Source organism: Streptomyces sp. NBC_00203 (assembly GCF_045206325.1).
Lineage (GTDB): Bacteria > Actinomycetota > Actinomycetes > Streptomycetales > Streptomycetaceae > Streptomyces > Streptomyces lutosisoli.
Window position 1 is genome coordinate 2,513,916 of record NZ_CP108126.1, and the last position, 17,970, is coordinate 2,531,885.

The window sequence follows — 17,970 nt, forward strand, 5'->3', positions numbered from 1 at the left end:
TCCTCAGGACTCCTGGGTGAGGGAGACGAGTACGTCGTCCCCTTCGATCTTTACGGGGTATACGGGGACGGGGCGCGTCGCGGGAAGGCCGGACGGCTTGCCGGTGCGGAGGTCGAACGCGGAGCCGTGCAGCCAGCACTCGATCTGGCAGTCCTCCACCTCGCCCTCGGAGAGCGAGACGTTCGCGTGCGAGCAGATGTCGTTGATCGCGAACACCTCCCCCTCGGTCTTCACGACCGAGACCGGCGTGCCGTCGAGTTCCACCCGCTTCGGGGTGTCCTCCTCCAGCTCGCTCAGCCCACAGGCGCGTAGGAACGTCGAAGAGGCAGTCATCAGACCGACGCCTCCAGCTCCTCGTCGATCTTCACGAGAAGGCGCTCTTCGATGTCGTCGACGCCGATCTGCTGGACCAGCTCGGCGAAGAAGCCGCGGACCACCAGACGGCGGGCCTCGCCGGCGGGGATGCCGCGGGCCATCAGGTAGAAGAGCTGCTCGTCGTCGAAGCGGCCGGTCGCGGAGGCGTGTCCGGCGCCGACGATCTCGCCGGTCTCGATCTCCAGGTTCGGCACGGAGTCGACGCGGGCGCCGTCGGTCAGAACCAGGTTGCGGTTCATCTCGTACGTGTCCGTGCCCTCGGCCTTGGCCTCGATGAGGACGTCGCCGATCCACACCGCGTGCGCGCCCTCGCCCTGGAGCGCGCCCTTGTAGGCGACGTTCGACTTGCAGTGCGGGGTGTTGTGGTCGACGAGGAGGCGGTGCTCCTGGTGCTGGCCCGCGTCCGTGAAGTACAGGCCGAAGAGCTCGGCCTCGCCACCGGTGCCGGCGTAGGCGACGCGCGGGTGGAGGCGTACGAGGTCGCCGCCGAAGGTGACCACGAACGACTTGAAGGTGGCGTCGCGGCCGATCAGCGCGTTGTGCTGGCCCACGTGCACGGCCTTGTCGTCCCAGTCCTGGACGGAGACGACGGTGAGCTTGGCGCCGTCGCCCAGGATGTAGTCGACGTTGGCGGCGAGCACGGCGTCACCGGTGTGGTCGATGACGACGACGGCCTCGGCGAAGGCTCCGAGCTCCACGACCTGGTGGCCGTAGGCGACCCCGCCCTCGCCGTGCACGGCGATACGGATCGGCTCGGTGAGCACCGTCTCCTTGGGGACGGTGACGACACCGGCCTTCTCGAACGCCGAGTACGCCTGGGCGGCGATGCGGTCCACCGGGGTACCGGCCTTGCCGAGCCGGGCGTCGTCACGGCCGACGGTCTCCACGATGACGCCCTCGGGCGCCTCGATGCCGACCTTCACGCCGTCGCCGGTGGCGACCGCGGTGCCGTCGTGCAGCCCGCGCAGGCGCTCCAGCGGGGTGAACCGCCACTCCTCCTCGCGGCCGTGGGGGACCGGGAAGTCCGCCACGTCGAAGGACGGGGGCGCGCTCATGCGCGTGGCGACGGTCGACTCGGCGGCCACCGCGATCTGGCCGGCGGTGGTGGACCCCACCGGAATGTTCTGAGCCTCAGCCATGGCTGTCGGTCTGCTCTCTTCCTACGTCAGAATTCGCTAGCTGGTTCCGGAGGGCGGGGCTTAGCCGACCGCGCCTTCCATCTGCAGCTCGATCAGCCGGTTGAGCTCAAGGGCGTACTCCATGGGCAGCTCCTTGGCGATCGGCTCGACGAAGCCGCGCACGATCATCGCCATCGCCTCGAACTCGGTCATGCCCCGGCTCATCAGGTAGAAGAGCTGGTCGTCGCTGACCTTGGAGACGGTCGCCTCGTGGCCCATGGACACGTCGTCCTCGCGGACGTCGACGTACGGGTACGTGTCGGAGCGGGAGATGGTGTCGACGAGCAGCGCGTCGCACAGCACGTTCGACTTGGAGCCGTGGGCGCCCTCGCCGATCTCGACGAGACCGCGGTAGGACGTACGGCCGCCACCGCGCGCCACGGACTTCGACACGATGTTCGACGACGTGTTCGGCGCCATGTGGACCATCTTGGAGCCGGCGTCCTGGTGCTGACCCTCGCCCGCGAAGGCGATGGAGAGGGTCTCGCCCTTGGCGTGCTCGCCCATCAGGTAGACGGCCGGGTACTTCATGGTGACCTTGGAACCGATGTTGCCGTCGATCCACTCCATGGTCGCGCCCTCGTACGCCACGGCGCGCTTGGTGACCAGGTTGTAGACGTTGTTCGACCAGTTCTGGATGGTCGTGTAGCGGCAGCGGGCGCCCTTCTTCACGATGATCTCGACGACCGCGGAGTGCAGGGAGTCCGACTTGTAGATCGGGGCCGTACAACCCTCGACGTAGTGCACGTAGGCACCCTCGTCGACGATGATCAGCGTCCGCTCGAACTGACCCATGTTCTCCGTGTTGATACGGAAGTAGGCCTGGAGCGGGATCTCGACGTGCACGCCCTTCGGCACGTAGATGAAGGAGCCGCCGGACCACACTGCGGTGTTCAGCGACGCGAACTTGTTGTCGCCGACCGGGATGACCGTGCCGAAGTACTCCTTGAAGAGCTCCGGGTGCTCCTTCAGAGCGGTGTCGGTGTCCAGGAAGATGACGCCCTGCTCCTCCAGGTCCTCGCGGATCTGGTGGTAGACGACCTCGGACTCGTACTGGGCCGCGACACCGGCGACGAGGCGCTGCTTCTCCGCCTCCGGGATGCCGAGCTTGTCGTACGTGTTCTTGATGTCCTCGGGCAGGTCCTCCCAGGACTCCGCCTGCTTCTCCGTGGAGCGCACGAAGTACTTGATGTTGTCGAAGTCGATGCCCGACAGGTCCGAGCCCCAGTTCGGCATGGGCTTCTTCTCGAAAAGGCGCAGGCCCTTGAGGCGGAGCTTGGTCATCCACTCCGGCTCGGACTTCTTCCCGGAGATGTCGCGGACGACGTCCTCGTTGATACCGCGCTTGGCAGAGGCACCGGCCACGTCGGAGTCGGCCCAGCCGTATTCGTACGTGCCCAGACCCTCGAGCTCAGGGTGGGCAGTCTCCTCGATGGGGAGCGTCATGCGGGGTTCCTCCCGGCGGTGCTTGCAGATGCGTTATGTGTGGTCTTGGGGATAAACGTGGTGCATACGCCATCGCCGTGGGCGATGGTGGCCAGTCGCTGGACATGGGTGCCGAGCAGCTGAGAGAAGATCTCGGTCTCCGCCTCGCACAGTTGCGGGAACTGCTCGGCGACATGGGCGACCGGGCAGTGGTGCTGGCAGAGCTGCTCACCAACCGGTGCGTTACGCGCCGTAGCAGCGTACCCGTCCGCGCTCAAGGCCTTGGCCAGCGCTTCGGTGCGCTCCTCGGGGGCGGCGGCCTCGACGGCCTTGCGGTACGCGTCGGCCTGGGTGGCCATCCTGGCGCGGGCGAAGGCGACGACGGCCTCGTCCCCGCCCTCGCGCGACGCGATCCAGCGCAGCGCGTCCGCGGCGAGCTTGTCGTAGGACTGGTCGAAGGCGTCGCGGCCGCAGTCGGTCAGGGCGAACACCTTGGCGGGACGGCCGCGCGTACGCGCTCCGTAGACCCGCTGCTCACGTGCTTCCACGACGTCGTCGGCGACGAGTACGTCGAGATGACGGCGTACGGCGGCCGGGGTCAGGCCCAGTCGTCCCGCGAGGTCGGTGACGGTCGAGGGGCCGTGGTCCAGGATGGACCGCGCGACCCGGTTGCGCGTCGAGCGCTCCCCGGTCGTGAGCTCCTCCTGCGGGGTCCCCGTGGGGGTCTCCCGAGCCTCGCGAACGTTTTTCACAACGCCATTGTTGCGTAATTCCTCAGAGCCTGACAAGCGGCGTCCTGAGGGGTGGACGGTGCCGTGCATCACTTAGGTATACCTAAGGTGACCTGCGGAAATGATCTTTGATCGATCAATTGGGTGGCGCGCCGCCGGGCTCTCGGGGAAACTGCCGAACCATGCCGACACCCCCTCCGACCGGCCCACTCGTCACTCGGGACACCGTCGCCGCACACCTTCTCTCGCTGGGCGTACAGCCAGGAGAAACGCTTCTTGTGCACTCCTCCCTCAGCGCCCTCGGCTGGGTCAACGGCGGCCCCGTCGCCGTCGTCCAGGGAATGCTCGACGCCCTGGGCCCCAACGGCACTCTGGTGGTCCCGACCCAGTCCGGCGACCTCTCCGATCCGGCACTGTGGAGCAACCCGCCCGTACCCGAGGAGTGGTGGTCGACCATCCGGGCCACGATGCCCGCGTACGACCCCCGTGTGACGCCCTCCCGGGGGGTCGGCGTGATTCCGGAGACCGTACGGAACTGGCCCGGCGCCCTGCGCAGCGCGCACCCGGAGACCTCGTTCGCGGCACTCGGCCCGCGCGCGGCGGCGGTCATCGAGGGCCACGCGCCCGACTGCCGGCTCGGCGAGCGCAGCCCGCTGGCCCGCCTGGAGGCCGACGGCGCCCGGATCCTGCTGCTCGGCGCCGGCTACGACACGTGCACGAGCTTCCACCTGGCCGAGTACCGCGTTCCGTCGCCCGTCGTCGAGGTGGGACGCCCCTCCCCGACGGGCTGGGAGGTGGTGCGTGAGGTGTCGATCACGTCCGACCTCTTCGACGAGCTCGGCTCCGACTTCGAGCGGGACCGTCCCGTCGTACGGGGCAAGGTGGGCGCGGCCGACGCACGGCTGTTCCCGGTGGCCGACGCGGTGGCGTACGCGGAGCGCTGGCTGGCGCTGCACCGGCCACGGGACCAGTACGTGGATGCGGCCCCCGGCGGCCCCGGACCTCGACGACGTCCTTAGACTTGCGCCTCATGCGAAGCGAGCCCGTGGTCCAGGTCCAGGCCCTGGTGAAGCGGTACGGCACGAAGACCGCGGTGGACGGCCTCGACCTGGCGGCCAAGGCGGGTATCACCGCCGTACTCGGACCCAATGGCGCGGGCAAGACGACCACGGTCGAGACCTGCGAGGGGTACCGGAAGCCGGACTCCGGCACGGTACGCGTCCTGGGCCTCGACCCGGCGAGACAGTCCGCGGAACTGCACTCCCGCATCGGCGTGATGCTCCAGTCCGGCGGCGTCTACTCGGGCGCCCGCGCCGACGAGATGCTCCGGCATGTCGCGAAGCTCCACGCCCACCCCCTGGACGTGGACGCGCTCATCGAACGGCTCGGCCTCGACAGCTGCGGCCGCACGACCTACCGGCGCCTCTCCGGCGGCCAGCAGCAGCGCCTCGCGCTGGCGATGGCCGTGGTCGGCCGCCCCGAACTGGTCTTCCTCGACGAGCCGACCGCGGGCCTCGACCCGCAGGCCCGGCACGCGACCTGGGACCTGGTCCGCGATCTGCGCGCCGACGGCGTCTCCGTCATCCTCACCACGCACTACATGGACGAGGCCGAGCAGCTCGCCGACGACGTCGCGATCATCGACGCCGGCAAGGTCGTCGCCCAGGGCTCGCCCGAGGAGCTGTGCCGCGGCGGCGCCGAGAACACCCTGCGCTTCACCGGCCGCCCCGGGCTCGACGTCGGGTCCCTGCTGAAGGCCCTCCCGGCCGACTCCACGGCCGCCGAGCTGACGCCGGGTGCCTACCGGGTGGGCGGCAAGGTCGATCCACAGCTGCTGGCGACGGTGACGTCCTGGTGTGCGCAGCACGGGGTGATGCCGGAGAAGATCTCGGTCGAACGCCACACCCTCGAAGACGTCTTCCTCGAACTGACCGGCAAGGAGCTGCGTTCGTGACCATCGCCGGTACGTACACCCCGAAGCCCAGTGCGGCCCCCCTCCCCCGCATGATCGCGGCGCAGGCCGCCTTCGAGACGAGGATGCTCCTCCGCAACGGCGAGCAGCTCCTCCTGACGGTCGTCATCCCGACGCTGCTGCTCGTGCTGTTCAGCTCGGTCGACATCGTCGACACGGGCAAGGGCGAGGCGGTCGACTTCCTGACCCCCGGCATCCTCGCGCTCGCCGTGATGTCGACGGCGTTCACGGGCCAGGCGATCGCCACGGGCTTCGAGCGGCGCTACGGCGTACTGAAGCGGCTCGCCGCCTCGCCGCTCCCCCGCTGGGGCCTGATGACCGCGAAGACGGCATCCGTCCTGGTCACAGAGGCCCTCCAGATCGTCCTGCTGACGGTGATCGCCTTCGCCCTGGGCTGGTCACCGCACGGCAACCCCCTCGCCGTACTGCTCCTGCTGATCCTCGGCACAGCAGCCTTCTCGGGCCTCGGCCTGCTGATGGCGGGCACACTGAAGGCCGAGGCGACCCTGGCCGCCGCCAACCTGGTCTTCCTGCTCCTGCTGGTCGGCGGCGGTGTGATCGTCCCCATGGACAAGTTCCCCTCCGGCGCCCAGGACGTCCTCGGCCTCCTGCCGATCTCGGCACTCTCGGACGGGCTGCGGGATGTCCTTCAGCACGGGGCGGGGATGCCGTGGGGCGACCTCGGGATCCTGGCCGTGTGGGCGGTCGTGGGGCTGGGAGCCGCGGGGAAGTTCTTTCGCTGGGAGTAGTCCGGAGTAGCGATTTGCGTAGGTGCGGGGCCCTCGTGAAGACATGCACAAGCAGCCCCCTACGATGGTGCGCGTGCCAAACGTGACCCGAGCCGATGCCCTTAGCGCGGTGAGCAACCCGCTCGCCTTCATCGCCGAACGCTGGACCCCGACACCCCGGACGGTGCGGCGGGCTGCCCTCGCCGCGCTCGTCATGTCGGTGGTCATCGTCGTCACCGGCGGCGCCGTGCGGCTGACCGGCTCCGGGCTCGGCTGCCCGACCTGGCCCAAGTGCACCGACGACTCGCTGACCACTACGAGCGCGATGGGCTTCCACGGGGTCATCGAGTTCGGCAACCGCATGCTCACGTACGTCCTGTGCGCGGCGGTCGGCTGGGCGATCATCGCCGCGCGCTCGCAGAAGCCGTGGCGGCGGAGCCTGACCCGGCTGGGCTGGGCCCAGTTCTGGATCGTCATGAGCAACGCGATCCTCGGCGGCATCGTCGTCCTGGTCGGCCTCAACCCCTACACGGTCGCCGCCCACTTCCTGCTCTCCACCGCGCTCATCACCGTCGCGGCGGTCATGTGGCAGCGCACCCGCGAGGGCGACGGCGAGCCGCGCCCCCTCGTCGGCGCGTCGGTGCGGCAGCTCGTCTGGTTCCTGGTCACCGCCGCCATCCTGCTGATCGCGGTCGGCACGGTCGTCACCGGCGCCGGCCCGCACGCGGGCGACTCCAGCGAGGTCAACCGGATCCCCATCAGCTGGGAGACGGTCGCCAAGCTGCACGCCGTGCTGGCCTGGATCGTCGTGACGCTGACCTTCGCCCTGTGGTTCGTCCTCAAGGCGGTCGACGCCCCCAAGGGCCCCCTGCACCGCACCCGCGACCTGTTCCTCGTCCTCCTCTCCCAGGGCGCCATCGGCTACGTCCAGTACTTCACGGACCTCCCCGAGGCTCTGGTCGCCCTCCACATGTTCGGCTCCTGCCTGGTGTGGATCGCGGTCCTCCGCGTCCTGCTGGCGCTGCGCGAACGCCCGGACGTCGTGGCGGACCTGCCGGGTCCTTCGACGGAATCGACGCTCACGCGCGCGTAGGCCGTACCGACGCTCACGCGCGCGTGGGCCGTTCATAGGCAGTCACCAGGTCGTCGATCGCGGGACCCAGGTAGCCCCGTGTCAGCTCGGCCCGGCGCGCCGTCCACTCCTCCGTGGGCGGTGCGGGGTCCTCGTAGCGCCGCCTCCTGATGTCGTCGACCACCTCCACCGGCGCCCCCAGCCCGGGGAGCAGCTCCAGGGCTTCCCTCTTCGATATCAGGCGCCCGTCCCGCAGGGTCGTGGTGGCCCGCGCGAGGGTGATCGTCCCGAGGTCGACCCACACGTCCTGTTTCCAGAGCCGGGCCTTGTCGACCGCGGGCCGCCAGAACTCCTTCTGGTCGCGTACGACGAAATCGCTGAGCTCGTGGTCCAGGAGGGGCGGCAGCAGGTCCTCGGGCGGTTTGCCGTGCAGGACGAGACCGAAGGCGTGCAGTTCGCGGCGCGTGACCGGGGTGACCGGGCGTCTCATCAGCCGGTCGTGGGCCCAGGTGACGTACGACCGCTCGGCACCGGCCATGGTGTCGGGCGTCAGATAGCTGCAGTGCAGCTTCCCGGCGAGCGGTTCGTCGGCGCGCAGCCGCCGGTGCAGTCGGACCAGCTTCCGTATCGCGCCGAGCGAGACGGGGCCCTCCAGGACGGCGATCAGGTCGAGATCGCTGCGCCCCTCCTGATAGTCGCCCCCGGCGAGCGAGCCGTGCGCCCACACGGCGACCGGGGCGAGGGCGCGCAGATCGGCGAGGAAGCGGTCGAGTAACCGGGCGGTGCCTTCATCGGTCATCCGCACAGTCTGGAGCCGCCGGGCACGCCGGTGAAGAGGGGCGACACTCCACCCCGTACACCCGCCGCGCGTTCCCCGCCGCGATCAGCCCCGCCACCCGCTGCGCGTCGGCCAACGACCAGGCCCCCTCGGCGACCCAGGTGCCGAGCACCCGTGCGAGCGCTTCACGGAAGAGGCGTGCCCCGACCACATGAAGTTCGGGCAGTCCATGTGCTCCGCTGGAGAAGAGGAGCTTGCCGAAGGGCGCCAGCTCCAGGATCTCGGCGAGGACGGCCGCCGCCCTCGCCCCCGTACGGACCAGGGCGGCGCCCAGGTCGGCGTACACATGCGGGAAGACCCCGGCGAGGTGGGCCGCGTGCCGGTGGTACGGGTAGCCGTGCAGGAGGACGAGGTCGGTGCCGAGGCCGGCCGTGGCGCGGGCGAAGTCGGTGAGCAGGACGGGGTCGGTGCGGTCGATGCGCAGTCCGGGTTCGCCGAGCCCGGCGTGGAGCTGGAGGGGCAGTCCTGACGCCACCGCGATCCACAGCAGGTGGCGGAGGAGGACGGGATCGCTCAGCGGCCCGCCCACCCGGCGGCGCGCCAGCCAGCGGCCCGCCGCGCCCCGCACCTCGCCCGGCCCGGGCGGCTCGGGCGCGAGCGCCAGTCCGTGCCGTCCGCCCGCCACGGACGTGAAGGCCACGGCGTTCGCGGCGGCCCCGTGGACGGACTCGGCAAGATTGGCGAGAAAGGACTCGACCGTGCCGGAGGTGTCGGCGACCTGTTCGGCGAGCAGCTCCAGACGGACGATCTCGTGCGCGTCGGCGGCTCCCGTGGAGGCCATCTCGCCCGGCCCGGTCAGATCGCCGGGCAGCCCGGTGTCGACGAGATACGTCGTGATGCCGCTGCCGCGCAGCAGCCTGCGGCCCGATTCCAGTACGCCGAGTTCGCGACGCCTGGCCAGATAGCGGGCGGGGGGACAGTGCGGCTCCAGACCGAGCAGCGGCGGGCACCAGCGGCGTACCGCGAAACCGGTCTGGGTGTCGAAGAAGGTGGTGCCGGCGGCCGGCGGACCCTCGGTCCTGGCGAGGTGGGCCTCGAAGGTACCGAGGCCCAGCTCCGTTCTCAGTACGCCGTGGCAGTACTGGTCCACGAGGGACGGCGTTTCGATCATCCGGACTCCCCGCGTAGACGCTGCGTTGCTTACAGGTCTTAACGGGTGGACCGGGGGTCAGGTGATGGCCCGCTGTACCTGAGGCCGGTTTCAGGAGTTGCTGGGGCCGCCCACCTGGATCCCGGCCATGCGCGTCCACTCGTACGGACCGGTCTTCACCTTGGCCGCGAACTCCCCGTCGAACGCCTCGTGAACCGTGATCCCGGCCTTCTTCACGGCTTCCTCGGCGATCGCGTACGTGGGCGCCACGAGGTCGCCCCAGCCGCCGTCCGCGCCGACGAGCACGATCCGGGCGCCCTTCTGGCCGATGTACGCGACCTGTCCCTCGGCCCCGCCGTGCGCCTTGGAGAAGGCGCCGATCTGCTGGGCGAGCTTGGCCGCCTTGCGCTCGGCCTTGGCGTCCTGGGTGGGGCCGTTGGTCTCGTCAACCTGCTGGGTGTCTGCCATGGCCAGGATGCTACCGACGGGTAGATCAAACGGCGACGGGCGGGGTGCGTGGCCTTGACCACGTACCCCGCCCGTCGCGAAGTCCCGGCGGAGTGTCAGCGCAGGAAGGGATCCACCGCGACGGCCACGAAGAGGATCGACACGTAGGTGATCGACCAGTGGAACAGCCGCATCTCCTTGAGCTTGCCGCCCGTCACCTCGGCCTTGGCGCGGTTCTGCAGACCGTGGGCCTCCCACAGCCAGAACCCGCCGGCGGCGAGTGCGACCACCGTGTAGAACCAACCCGTGTAGCCCATCGGAGTGAGGAGCAGCGAGACCGCGACCATCACCCAGCTGTAGATGACGATCTGGCGGGCGACGACCTTGTTGGAGGCCACGACCGGCAGCATCGGCACGCCCACGCGCGCGTAGTCGTCCTTCACCTTCATGGACAGCGGCCAGTAGTGCGGCGGCGTCCAGAAGAACATGACGAGGAAGAGGATGACCGGCGCCCACGACATGGAGTCCGTGACGGCCGACCAGCCGATGAGCACCGGGAGGCAGCCGGCGATGCCGCCCCACACGATGTTCTGCGACGTACGGCGCTTGAGGATCATCGTGTAGACGACGACGTAGAAGAGGAGTGCGCCGAGGGAGAGCCAGGCGGACAGCCAGTTGACCGTCAGGCCGAACAGCAGCGTCGAGACGACGGCCAGGGTGATGCCGAAGGCCAGGCACTCGCGGGGGCTGACCATGCCGGTGACCAGCGGACGCTGGGAGGTGCGCTCCATCAGGGCGTCGATGTCACGGTCGATGTACATGTTCAGCGCGTTGGCGCCGCCCGCCGAGAGGTAGCCGCCAAGGCAGGTGAGGAGCACCAGCTTCAGGTCGGGAACACCCTGCTCGGCCAGAAACATCACCGGAACGGTGGTGATCAGCAGCAGTTCGATGATTCGCGGCTTGGTCAGCGCCACGAACGCTTTGACACGGGCCCCGAACGGCCGCTGGCCCCGGCTGCTGCTCGCATTGAGCACCCCCGCTGGACGGGATTCGACGGCCGTCACGCACACCCCTGACAGAGACATCCCAGCAAGCCCCGGGTGTGAACTCCCGGTAAAGGCTCGCGCGTACCACGCCACTGTAGACGTTGCCCAGACCCCGACATTCGCGGGGGTGGGGTCGTGTTGAGCAGCACTGCTGGAAGAGCCGAGCACCACTCGATTGAGCACTCGGACGAGCGGCTCCGTATTCACTTGCCGAATGCGGAACGGACCGGTCGGGAGGCGGATCTCCGAGAGTCCCGGCAGTCTGGAATGACTCGAAAAAACGCACGTACTTACGGGGGTAGGCTCGACAACGCCGGTGGGCGCCCAGTGCACCGGATTTTCGACATGTGGAACATGTGGAGAGGAGCCCTGACCCAGGGTGAGCACCAAGCCGACCACCACAGACCTCGAGTGGACCGAGTTGGACCAGCGGGCCGTCGACACCGCTCGCGTCCTGGCCGCCGATGCCGTACAGAAGGTCGGCAACGGCCATCCCGGTACGGCGATGAGCCTGGCGCCTGCCGCGTACACCCTCTTCCAAAAGGTGATGCGGCACGACCCGGCGGACGCCGACTGGGTCGGACGCGACCGCTTCGTACTGTCCGCGGGCCACTCGTCCCTGACCCTCTACACCCAGCTCTACCTTGCCGGCTTCGGCCTGGAGCTGGACGATCTGAAGGCGTTCCGCACGTGGGGCTCCAAGACTCCGGGTCACCCCGAATACGGGCACACCACCGGTGTGGAGACGACGACCGGGCCGCTCGGCCAGGGTGTCGCCAACGCCGTGGGCATGGCGATGGCCGCCCGCTACGAGCGCGGTCTGTTCGACCCGGAGGCCGCGCAGGGCGAGTCGCCGTTCGACCACTTCATCTTCGCGATCGCCGGTGACGGCTGCCTCCAGGAGGGCATCTCCGCGGAGGCGTCCTCCATGGCGGGCCACCAGGAGCTCGGCAACCTGATCCTGCTGTGGGACGACAACCACATCTCGATCGAGGGCGACACCGAGACCGCGGTCTCCGAGGACACGGTCAAGCGGTACGAGGCGTACGGCTGGCATGTGCAGCGCGTGGCCCCGAAGCCGGACGGCGACCTGGACCCGCACGCGATCTACAACGCGATCGAGGCCGCGAAGAAGGTGACGGACAAGCCGTCGTTCATCGCGATGCGCTCGATCATCGCCTGGCCGGCGCCGAACGCGCAGAACACCGAGGCCGCGCACGGCTCGGCGCTCGGCGACGACGAGGTCGCGGCCACCAAGCGCGTCCTCGGCTTCGACCCGGAGAAGTCCTTCGAGGTCGCCGACGAGGTTCTCGCGCACACGCGTGAGGCGCTCGACCGCGGTCGTGAGGCCAAGGCCGAGTGGGAGAAGGGCTTCGCCGCCTGGCGCACCGCCAGCCCGGAGCGCGCCGCCGAGTACGACCGCATCGCCGCGACCGAACTGCCGGCCGGCTGGGAGGAGAAGCTCCCGGTCTTCGAGGCGGGCAAGGGTGTCGCGACGCGTGCGGCGTCCGGCAAGGTGCTGCAGGCGCTCGGCGCGGTGATTCCCGAGCTGTGGGGCGGCTCCGCCGACCTGGCCGGCTCGAACAACACCACGATCGACAAGACCAGCTCGTTCCTCCCGGCGGACAACCCGCTGCCGGAGGCGAACCCGTACGGTCGCACGATCCACTTCGGTATCCGCGAGCACTCGATGGCCGCGGAGATGAACGGCATCGCGCTGCACGGCAACACCCGTGTCTACGGCGGCACCTTCCTGGTGTTCTCCGACTACATGCGCAACGCCGTGCGCCTGTCGGCCCTGATGCACGCGCCGGTGACGTACGTGTGGACGCACGACTCCATCGGTCTCGGCGAGGACGGCCCGACGCACCAGCCGGTCGAGCACCTGGCCTCGCTGCGCGCCATCCCCGGTCTGAACGTCGTCCGTCCCGCGGACGCCAACGAGACCGCGATCGCCTGGCGCGAGGTCCTCAAGCGCTACACGAAGGTGTTCGGCAAGGGCGCCCCGCACGGTCTCGCCCTGACCCGTCAGGGCGTGCCCACGTACGAGTGGAACGAGGACGCGGCCAAGGGCGGTTACGTCCTGTTGGAGGCCGAGGGCGGCTCGCCCGAGGTCATCCTGATCGGCACCGGCTCGGAGGTGCACGTCGCCGTCGAGGCGCGCGAGCAGCTGCAGGCCGCGGGCATCCCGACGCGGGTCGTGTCCATGCCGTGTGTGGAGTGGTTCGACGAGCAGGACCAGGCGTACCGGGACAGTGTCCTGCCGCCGTCCGTGAAGGCGCGGGTCTCGGTCGAGGCCGGTATCGGTCTGACCTGGCACCGGTTCGTCGGAGACGCCGGACGCATTGTTTCGCTGGAGCACTTCGGTGCTTCGGCCGACGGCAAGGTGCTCTTCCGCGAATTCGGCTTCACTGCCGAGAACGTCGCCAATGCCGCCCGGGAATCGATCGCCGCAGCCCAGCGCTGACGCTGGTCATACGACACGTAGGAGATGCAATTTCCATGACAGACGCACTCAAGCGCCTCTCCGAGGAAGGCGTCGCGATCTGGCTGGACGACCTGTCGCGCAAGCGGATCACGTCCGGCAATCTCGCCGAACTGATCGACCAGCAGCACGTCGTGGGCGTCACCACCAACCCGTCGATCTTCCAGAAGGCGATCAGCAGCGGTGACGGTTACGAGCAGCAGCTCGCCGACCTCGCCGCCCGCAAGGTCACCGTCGACGAGGCGATCCGCATGATCACGACGGCGGACGTCCGTGACGCCGCCGACATCCTGCGCCCGGTCTACGACGCGACCCAGGGCCAGGACGGCCGGGTCTCCATCGAGGTCGACCCGCGGCTGGCGCACAACACGACGGCGACCATCGCCGAGGCCAAGCAGCTGGCCTGGCTGGTGGACCGTCCGAACACGCTCATCAAGATCCCGGCGACCAAGGCGGGCCTGCCCGCGATCACCGAGGTCATCGGCAAGGGCATCAGCGTCAATGTCACGCTGATCTTCTCGCTGGCGCGCTACCGCGAGGTCATGGACGCGTACCTCGCGGGTCTGGAGAAGGCCAAGGCCGCGGGCCTCGACCTCTCCAAGATCCACTCGGTGGCGTCCTTCTTCGTGTCCCGCGTGGACACCGAGATCGACAAGCGCATCGACGCGCTCGGCACGGACGAGGCCAAGGCCGCCCGCGGCAAGGCCGGGCTCGCCAACGCGCGCCTCGCCTACCAGGCGTACGAGGAGGTCTTCTCGTCCGACCGCTGGGCCGCCCTGGACAAGGCGCAGGCCAACAAGCAGCGTCCGCTGTGGGCCTCGACCGGCGTCAAGGACAAGGCGTACAAGGACACCCTGTACGTCGACGACCTGGTCGCGCCGAACACGGTGAACACCATGCCGGAGGCCACCCTGGAGGCCACCGACGACCACGGCCAGATCACCGGCAACACCATCGCCGGTACGTATGAGCAGTCCCGCGCTGAGCTCGACGCGGTCGAGAAGCTCGGGATCTCGTACGACGACGTGGTCCAGCTCCTGGAGGACGAGGGCGTCGAGAAGTTCGCGGCGTCCTGGAACGACCTGCTCAAGTCCACAGAGGTGGAGCTCCAGCGCCTCGCCCCTTCGGAGGGCTGAAATCTTGTCAAGCAGCAACCCGCTGCGTGACCCCGCAGACCGACGGCTCCCGCGTATCGCGGGGCCGTCGGGCCTGGTCATCTTCGGCGTCACGGGCGATTTGTCACGTAAAAAGCTGATGCCCGCCGTGTACGACCTCGCCAACCGGGGTCTGTTGCCGCCGGGCTTCTCGCTGGTCGGCTTCGCGCGCCGCGAGTGGGCTCACGAGGACTTCGCGCAGGAGGTCCACGACGCGGTCAAGGAGCACTCCCGCACGCCGTTCCGCGAGGAGGTCTGGCAGCAGCTCGTCCAGGGCATGCGCTTCGTGCAGGGCACCTTCGACGACGACGACTCCTTCGAGCGGCTGCGCTCCACGATCGACGAGCTGGACAAGGCACAGGGCACGGGCGGCAACTTCGCCTTCTATCTCTCCGTGCCGCCGTCCGCCTTCCCGGTGGTCATCAAGCAGCTGAAGAAGCACAAACTGGCCGACCAGTCGAACGGCTCCTGGCGCCGTGCGGTCATCGAGAAGCCCTTCGGCCACAACCTCAAGTCGGCCGAGGAGCTCAACTCGGTCGTCCACGAGGTCTTCGCGCCCGACCAGGTCTTCCGCATCGACCACTACCTCGGCAAGGAGACCGTCCAGAACATCCTGGCGCTCCGTTTCGCCAACCAGATGTTCGAGCCGATCTGGAACCGGTCCTTCGTCGACCATGTGCAGATCACCATGGCGGAGGACATCGGCATCGGCGGCCGCGCCGGCTACTACGACGGCATCGGCGCCGCCCGTGACGTCATCCAGAACCACCTGCTCCAGCTGATGGCCCTCACCGCCATGGAGGAGCCCGCCTCCTTCGACGCGGACGCGCTCGCCGCCGAGAAGACCAAGGTCCTCGGCGCCGTGAAGCTGCCGAAGGACCTGGGCAGGAGCACCGTCCGCGGGCAGTACGCGACGGGCTGGCAGGGCGGCGAGCAGGCCGTCGGCTACCTCCAGGAAGACGGTATCGACCCCAAGTCGAAGACCGACACATACGCCGCGATCAAGGTCGAGGTGGACAACCGCCGCTGGGCGGGCGTCCCGTTCTACCTGCGCACGGGCAAGCGCCTGGGCCGCCGCGTCACCGAGATCGCGGTCGTCTTCCAGCGCGCCCCGCACTCCCCCTTCGACCACACGGCGACGGAGGAGCTGGGCCAGAACGCGATCGTCATCCGCGTCCAGCCCGACGAGGGCATCACGGTCCGCTTCGGCTCCAAGGTGCCCGGCACCTCGATGGAGATCCGGGATGTCTCCATGGACTTCGCATACGGCGAGTCGTTCACGGAGTCGAGCCCGGAGGCGTACGAGCGTCTGATCCTGGACGTCCTGCTCGGCGACTCGAACCTCTTCCCGCGCACCGAGGAGGTCGAGCTGTCCTGGAAGATCCTCGACCCGATCGAGGAGTACTGGGACAAGCACGGCAAGCCCGCGCAGTACCCCTCGGGCACCTGGGGCCCGGTCGAGGCGGACGAAATGCTCGAGCGAGACGGACGGAGCTGGCGTCGCCCATGAAGACCGATCTCACGGACACCACGGCCAGCAAGATCAACAAGGCGCTCGTGCAGGGCCGCCGCGCCATCGGCACACCCGCCGTCGGCATGGTGCTCACCCTGGTCATCGTCACCGACGAGGAGAACGCCTACGACGCCCTGAGGGCCGCCAACGAGGCCTCGCGTGAGCACCCCTCGCGCACCCTCGTGGTCATCAAGCGCGTCTCGCGTTCGCCTCGCGACCGCACGAAGTCGCGTCTGGACGCCGAGGTACGGCTCGGCGTCGAGGCCGGCACCGGCGAGACGGTGGTGCTGCGCCTGTACGGCGAGGTCGCGGGCCACGCCGACTCGGTCGTCCTGCCCCTGCTGCTGCCGGACGCGCCCGTCGTCGTCTGGTGGCCGGTGAGCGCGCCGGTCGACCCGGCCAATGACCCGCTGGGTGCTCTCGCCCAGCGCCGGGTCACCGACACCTACGCGGCGGAGGCGCCGGTACGCGAGCTGAGCGCCCGCGCCGACGCCTACACCCCGGGCGACACCGACCTCTCCTGGACCCGCATCACGCCCTGGCGCTCGATGCTGGCCGCGGCCCTGGACCAGGTCGCCTGCGAGGTGGAGGCGGTCGAGGTGGAGGGCGAGGAGTTCAACCCGAGCTGCGAGCTGCTCGCCATGTGGCTCGCCGACCGCCTCGACGTCCCCGTCAAGCGCTCCAAGTCCTCCGGCCCCGGCCTCACCGCCGTCCGGCTGGGCACGAGCTGCGGCCCGATCGTCCTGGACCGCGCCGACGGCTCGCTTGCGACCCTGTCCATCCAGGGCCAGCCCGACCGTGCGGTGGCGCTCAAGCGCCGCGAGACGGCCGAGCTGATCGCGGAGGAGCTGCGCCGCCTCGACCCGGACGACACCTACGCGTCGGCGCTGCGGTACGGGGTGCACCGGCTGAACGCGACGGCGACGGAGTCCTCCGAGGAGGGCGCGGCACCGGGCGCGGTCAAGACCACGGCGAAGCCCGCGACAAAGGCCGCGGCCCCTGCCAAGAAGGCCGCCGCCAAGAGGCCTCCCGCGAAGAAGGCGGCAGCCAAGTGAGTACTCCGCAGCTCGTCGTCCACCACGACAAGGAGCTGATGGCCCAGGCCGCCGCGGCCCGGCTGATCACGAAGATCGTGGACGCGCAGGCCTCGCGCGGCTACGCCTCGGTCGTGCTCACGGGCGGCCGCAACGGCAACGGGCTCCTCGCGGCGCTCGCGGCCGCGCCCGCCCGGGACGCCATCGACTGGGGCCGCCTCGACCTGTGGTGGGGCGACGAGCGGTACCTGCCCGAGGGCGACCCGGACCGCAACGACACCCAGGCCCGTGCGGCTCTGCTGGACGCGGTGCCGCTGGACCCCGCGCGGGTGCATCCGATGCCCGCGTCCGACGGTCCCTACGGCGCCGACGTGGACGCGGCGGCGGAGGCGTACGCCGCGGAGCTCGCGAAGTCCGCGGGGCCGGAGAACCACAGCTCGGCGCCGGCCTTCGACGTGCTGATGCTGGGCGTCGGCCCGGACACCCACGTGGCGTCGCTCTTCCCGGAGCTGCCCGCCGTGCGGGAGACGGAGCGGATGGTGGTGGGCGTGCACGGCGCGCCGAAGCCGCCGCCGACCCGGATCTCGCTCACGCTTCCCGCGATCCGCTCCGCCCGCGAGGTGTGGCTGCTGGCGGCGGGCGAGGACAAGGCCCAGGCCGCGGCGATCGCCCTGTCGGGCGCGGGCGAGATCCAGGCCCCGGCCGCCGGCGCGTACGGCCGCTCCCGCACCCTGTGGCTGCTGGACGCGGCGGCGGCTTCCCAGCTGCCTCGGTCGCTGTATCCGCCATCGTCGCCCTGAGCCCTCAGCTTCCTTACTCGGCTCCACCAGAAGGCCCCAGGTCAGCGACCTGGGGCCTTCTGTGTCCATGGAGTCGCCCCCG

17 protein-coding genes are annotated in these 17,970 nt (G+C 69.6%); 9 read left to right on the top strand and 8 right to left on the bottom strand.

Translation table 11 applies throughout. The annotated features are described in order from the left end of the window. Positions 1-3 precede the first annotated feature (3 nt). The 4 genes from OG975_RS11600 to OG975_RS11615 are packed head-to-tail and all read right to left on the bottom strand — an operon-like array spanning position 4 to position 3,730. Positions 4-333 carry a bifunctional 3-phenylpropionate/cinnamic acid dioxygenase ferredoxin subunit gene (locus OG975_RS11600; protein ID WP_124004478.1) on the bottom strand — a complete coding sequence of 110 codons (330 nt, stop codon included), beginning with the start codon at positions 331-333 and terminating at the stop codon, positions 4-6. Beyond that, positions 333-1,514 carry a Fe-S cluster assembly protein SufD gene (gene sufD / locus OG975_RS11605; RefSeq protein WP_406329040.1) on the bottom strand — a complete coding sequence of 394 codons (1,182 nt, stop codon included), beginning with the start codon at positions 1,512-1,514 and terminating at the stop codon, positions 333-335. The genes OG975_RS11600 and sufD overlap by 1 nt, the downstream gene beginning before the upstream one ends. A gap of 60 nt (positions 1,515-1,574) precedes the next feature. Next, the gene (sufB, locus tag OG975_RS11610; RefSeq protein WP_327427833.1) at positions 1,575-2,999 is read right to left on the bottom strand and encodes a Fe-S cluster assembly protein SufB; all 1,425 of its coding nucleotides are present in this window, start codon (positions 2,997-2,999) and stop codon (positions 1,575-1,577) included. Continuing rightward, positions 2,996-3,730, bottom strand: a complete 735-nt coding sequence (locus OG975_RS11615) for a helix-turn-helix transcriptional regulator (RefSeq protein ID WP_406329041.1) — start codon at positions 3,728-3,730, stop codon at positions 2,996-2,998. The genes sufB and OG975_RS11615 overlap by 4 nt, the downstream gene beginning before the upstream one ends. A gap of 161 nt (positions 3,731-3,891) precedes the next feature. On the opposite strand from OG975_RS11615, the gene OG975_RS11620 reads away from it, so the two are divergent. The 4 genes from OG975_RS11620 to OG975_RS11635 all read left to right on the top strand — a co-directional run bounded on the left by OG975_RS11620 (position 3,892) and on the right by OG975_RS11635 (position 7,502). Next, entirely contained in the window at positions 3,892-4,728 is an 837-nt protein-coding gene (locus OG975_RS11620; RefSeq protein ID WP_406329042.1) for an aminoglycoside N(3)-acetyltransferase, read from the top strand. Between the two features lie 11 nt (positions 4,729-4,739). Further along, a complete protein-coding gene (locus OG975_RS11625; RefSeq protein WP_406329043.1) occupies positions 4,740-5,663 on the top strand; it encodes an ABC transporter ATP-binding protein in 924 nt (307 codons plus the stop codon). Positions 5,664-5,713: 50 nt separating this feature from the next. Continuing rightward, the gene (locus OG975_RS11630; RefSeq protein ID WP_330310053.1) at positions 5,714-6,430 is read left to right on the top strand and encodes an ABC transporter permease; all 717 of its coding nucleotides are present in this window, start codon (positions 5,714-5,716) and stop codon (positions 6,428-6,430) included. A gap of 64 nt (positions 6,431-6,494) precedes the next feature. Then, on the top strand, positions 6,495-7,502 hold the full coding sequence (locus tag OG975_RS11635) for a COX15/CtaA family protein (RefSeq protein WP_406329044.1): 1,008 nt from the start codon (positions 6,495-6,497) through the stop codon (positions 7,500-7,502). A 13-nt stretch (positions 7,503-7,515) separates the two neighbouring features. Here OG975_RS11635 and OG975_RS11640 read toward each other — a convergent pair whose 3' ends face one another. From OG975_RS11640 to OG975_RS11655, 4 genes are all read right to left on the bottom strand, one after another. Continuing rightward, positions 7,516-8,280, bottom strand: coding sequence for a nucleotidyltransferase domain-containing protein (locus OG975_RS11640; protein WP_406329045.1), 765 nt, complete (start codon positions 8,278-8,280; stop codon positions 7,516-7,518). Then, complete coding sequence (locus OG975_RS11645; RefSeq protein ID WP_406329046.1) at positions 8,270-9,430, bottom strand: amidohydrolase family protein; 1,161 nt, start codon at positions 9,428-9,430, stop codon at positions 8,270-8,272. Before OG975_RS11645 ends, OG975_RS11640 begins: the two co-directional genes overlap by 11 nt. Before the next feature lie 90 nt (positions 9,431-9,520). Further along, a complete protein-coding gene (locus tag OG975_RS11650) occupies positions 9,521-9,877 on the bottom strand; it encodes a hypothetical protein (RefSeq protein WP_406329047.1) in 357 nt (118 codons plus the stop codon). 95 nt (positions 9,878-9,972) lie between these two features. Next, a complete protein-coding gene (locus tag OG975_RS11655) occupies positions 9,973-10,926 on the bottom strand; it encodes a heme o synthase (protein ID WP_406336240.1) in 954 nt (317 codons plus the stop codon). Between the two features lie 355 nt (positions 10,927-11,281). On the opposite strand from OG975_RS11655, the gene tkt reads away from it, so the two are divergent. The 5 genes from tkt to pgl are packed head-to-tail and all read left to right on the top strand — an operon-like array spanning position 11,282 to position 17,888. After that, positions 11,282-13,369 (top strand): transketolase, encoded by a 2,088-nt coding sequence (tkt, locus tag OG975_RS11660; protein WP_406329048.1) that lies wholly within the window; start codon positions 11,282-11,284, stop codon positions 13,367-13,369. Between the two features lie 35 nt (positions 13,370-13,404). After that, positions 13,405-14,523, top strand: coding sequence for a transaldolase (gene tal / locus OG975_RS11665; RefSeq protein WP_406329049.1), 1,119 nt, complete (start codon positions 13,405-13,407; stop codon positions 14,521-14,523). A gap of 1 nt (position 14,524) precedes the next feature. Beyond that, positions 14,525-16,051, top strand: coding sequence for a glucose-6-phosphate dehydrogenase (zwf, locus tag OG975_RS11670; protein WP_406336242.1), 1,527 nt, complete (start codon positions 14,525-14,527; stop codon positions 16,049-16,051). Continuing rightward, positions 16,048-17,109, top strand: coding sequence for a glucose-6-phosphate dehydrogenase assembly protein OpcA (gene opcA / locus OG975_RS11675; protein WP_406329050.1), 1,062 nt, complete (start codon positions 16,048-16,050; stop codon positions 17,107-17,109). Before zwf ends, opcA begins: the two co-directional genes overlap by 4 nt. Beyond that, the gene (gene pgl, locus OG975_RS11680) at positions 17,106-17,888 is read left to right on the top strand and encodes a 6-phosphogluconolactonase (RefSeq protein WP_406329051.1); all 783 of its coding nucleotides are present in this window, start codon (positions 17,106-17,108) and stop codon (positions 17,886-17,888) included. Before opcA ends, pgl begins: the two co-directional genes overlap by 4 nt. The last annotated feature ends 82 nt before the right edge of the window (positions 17,889-17,970 follow it).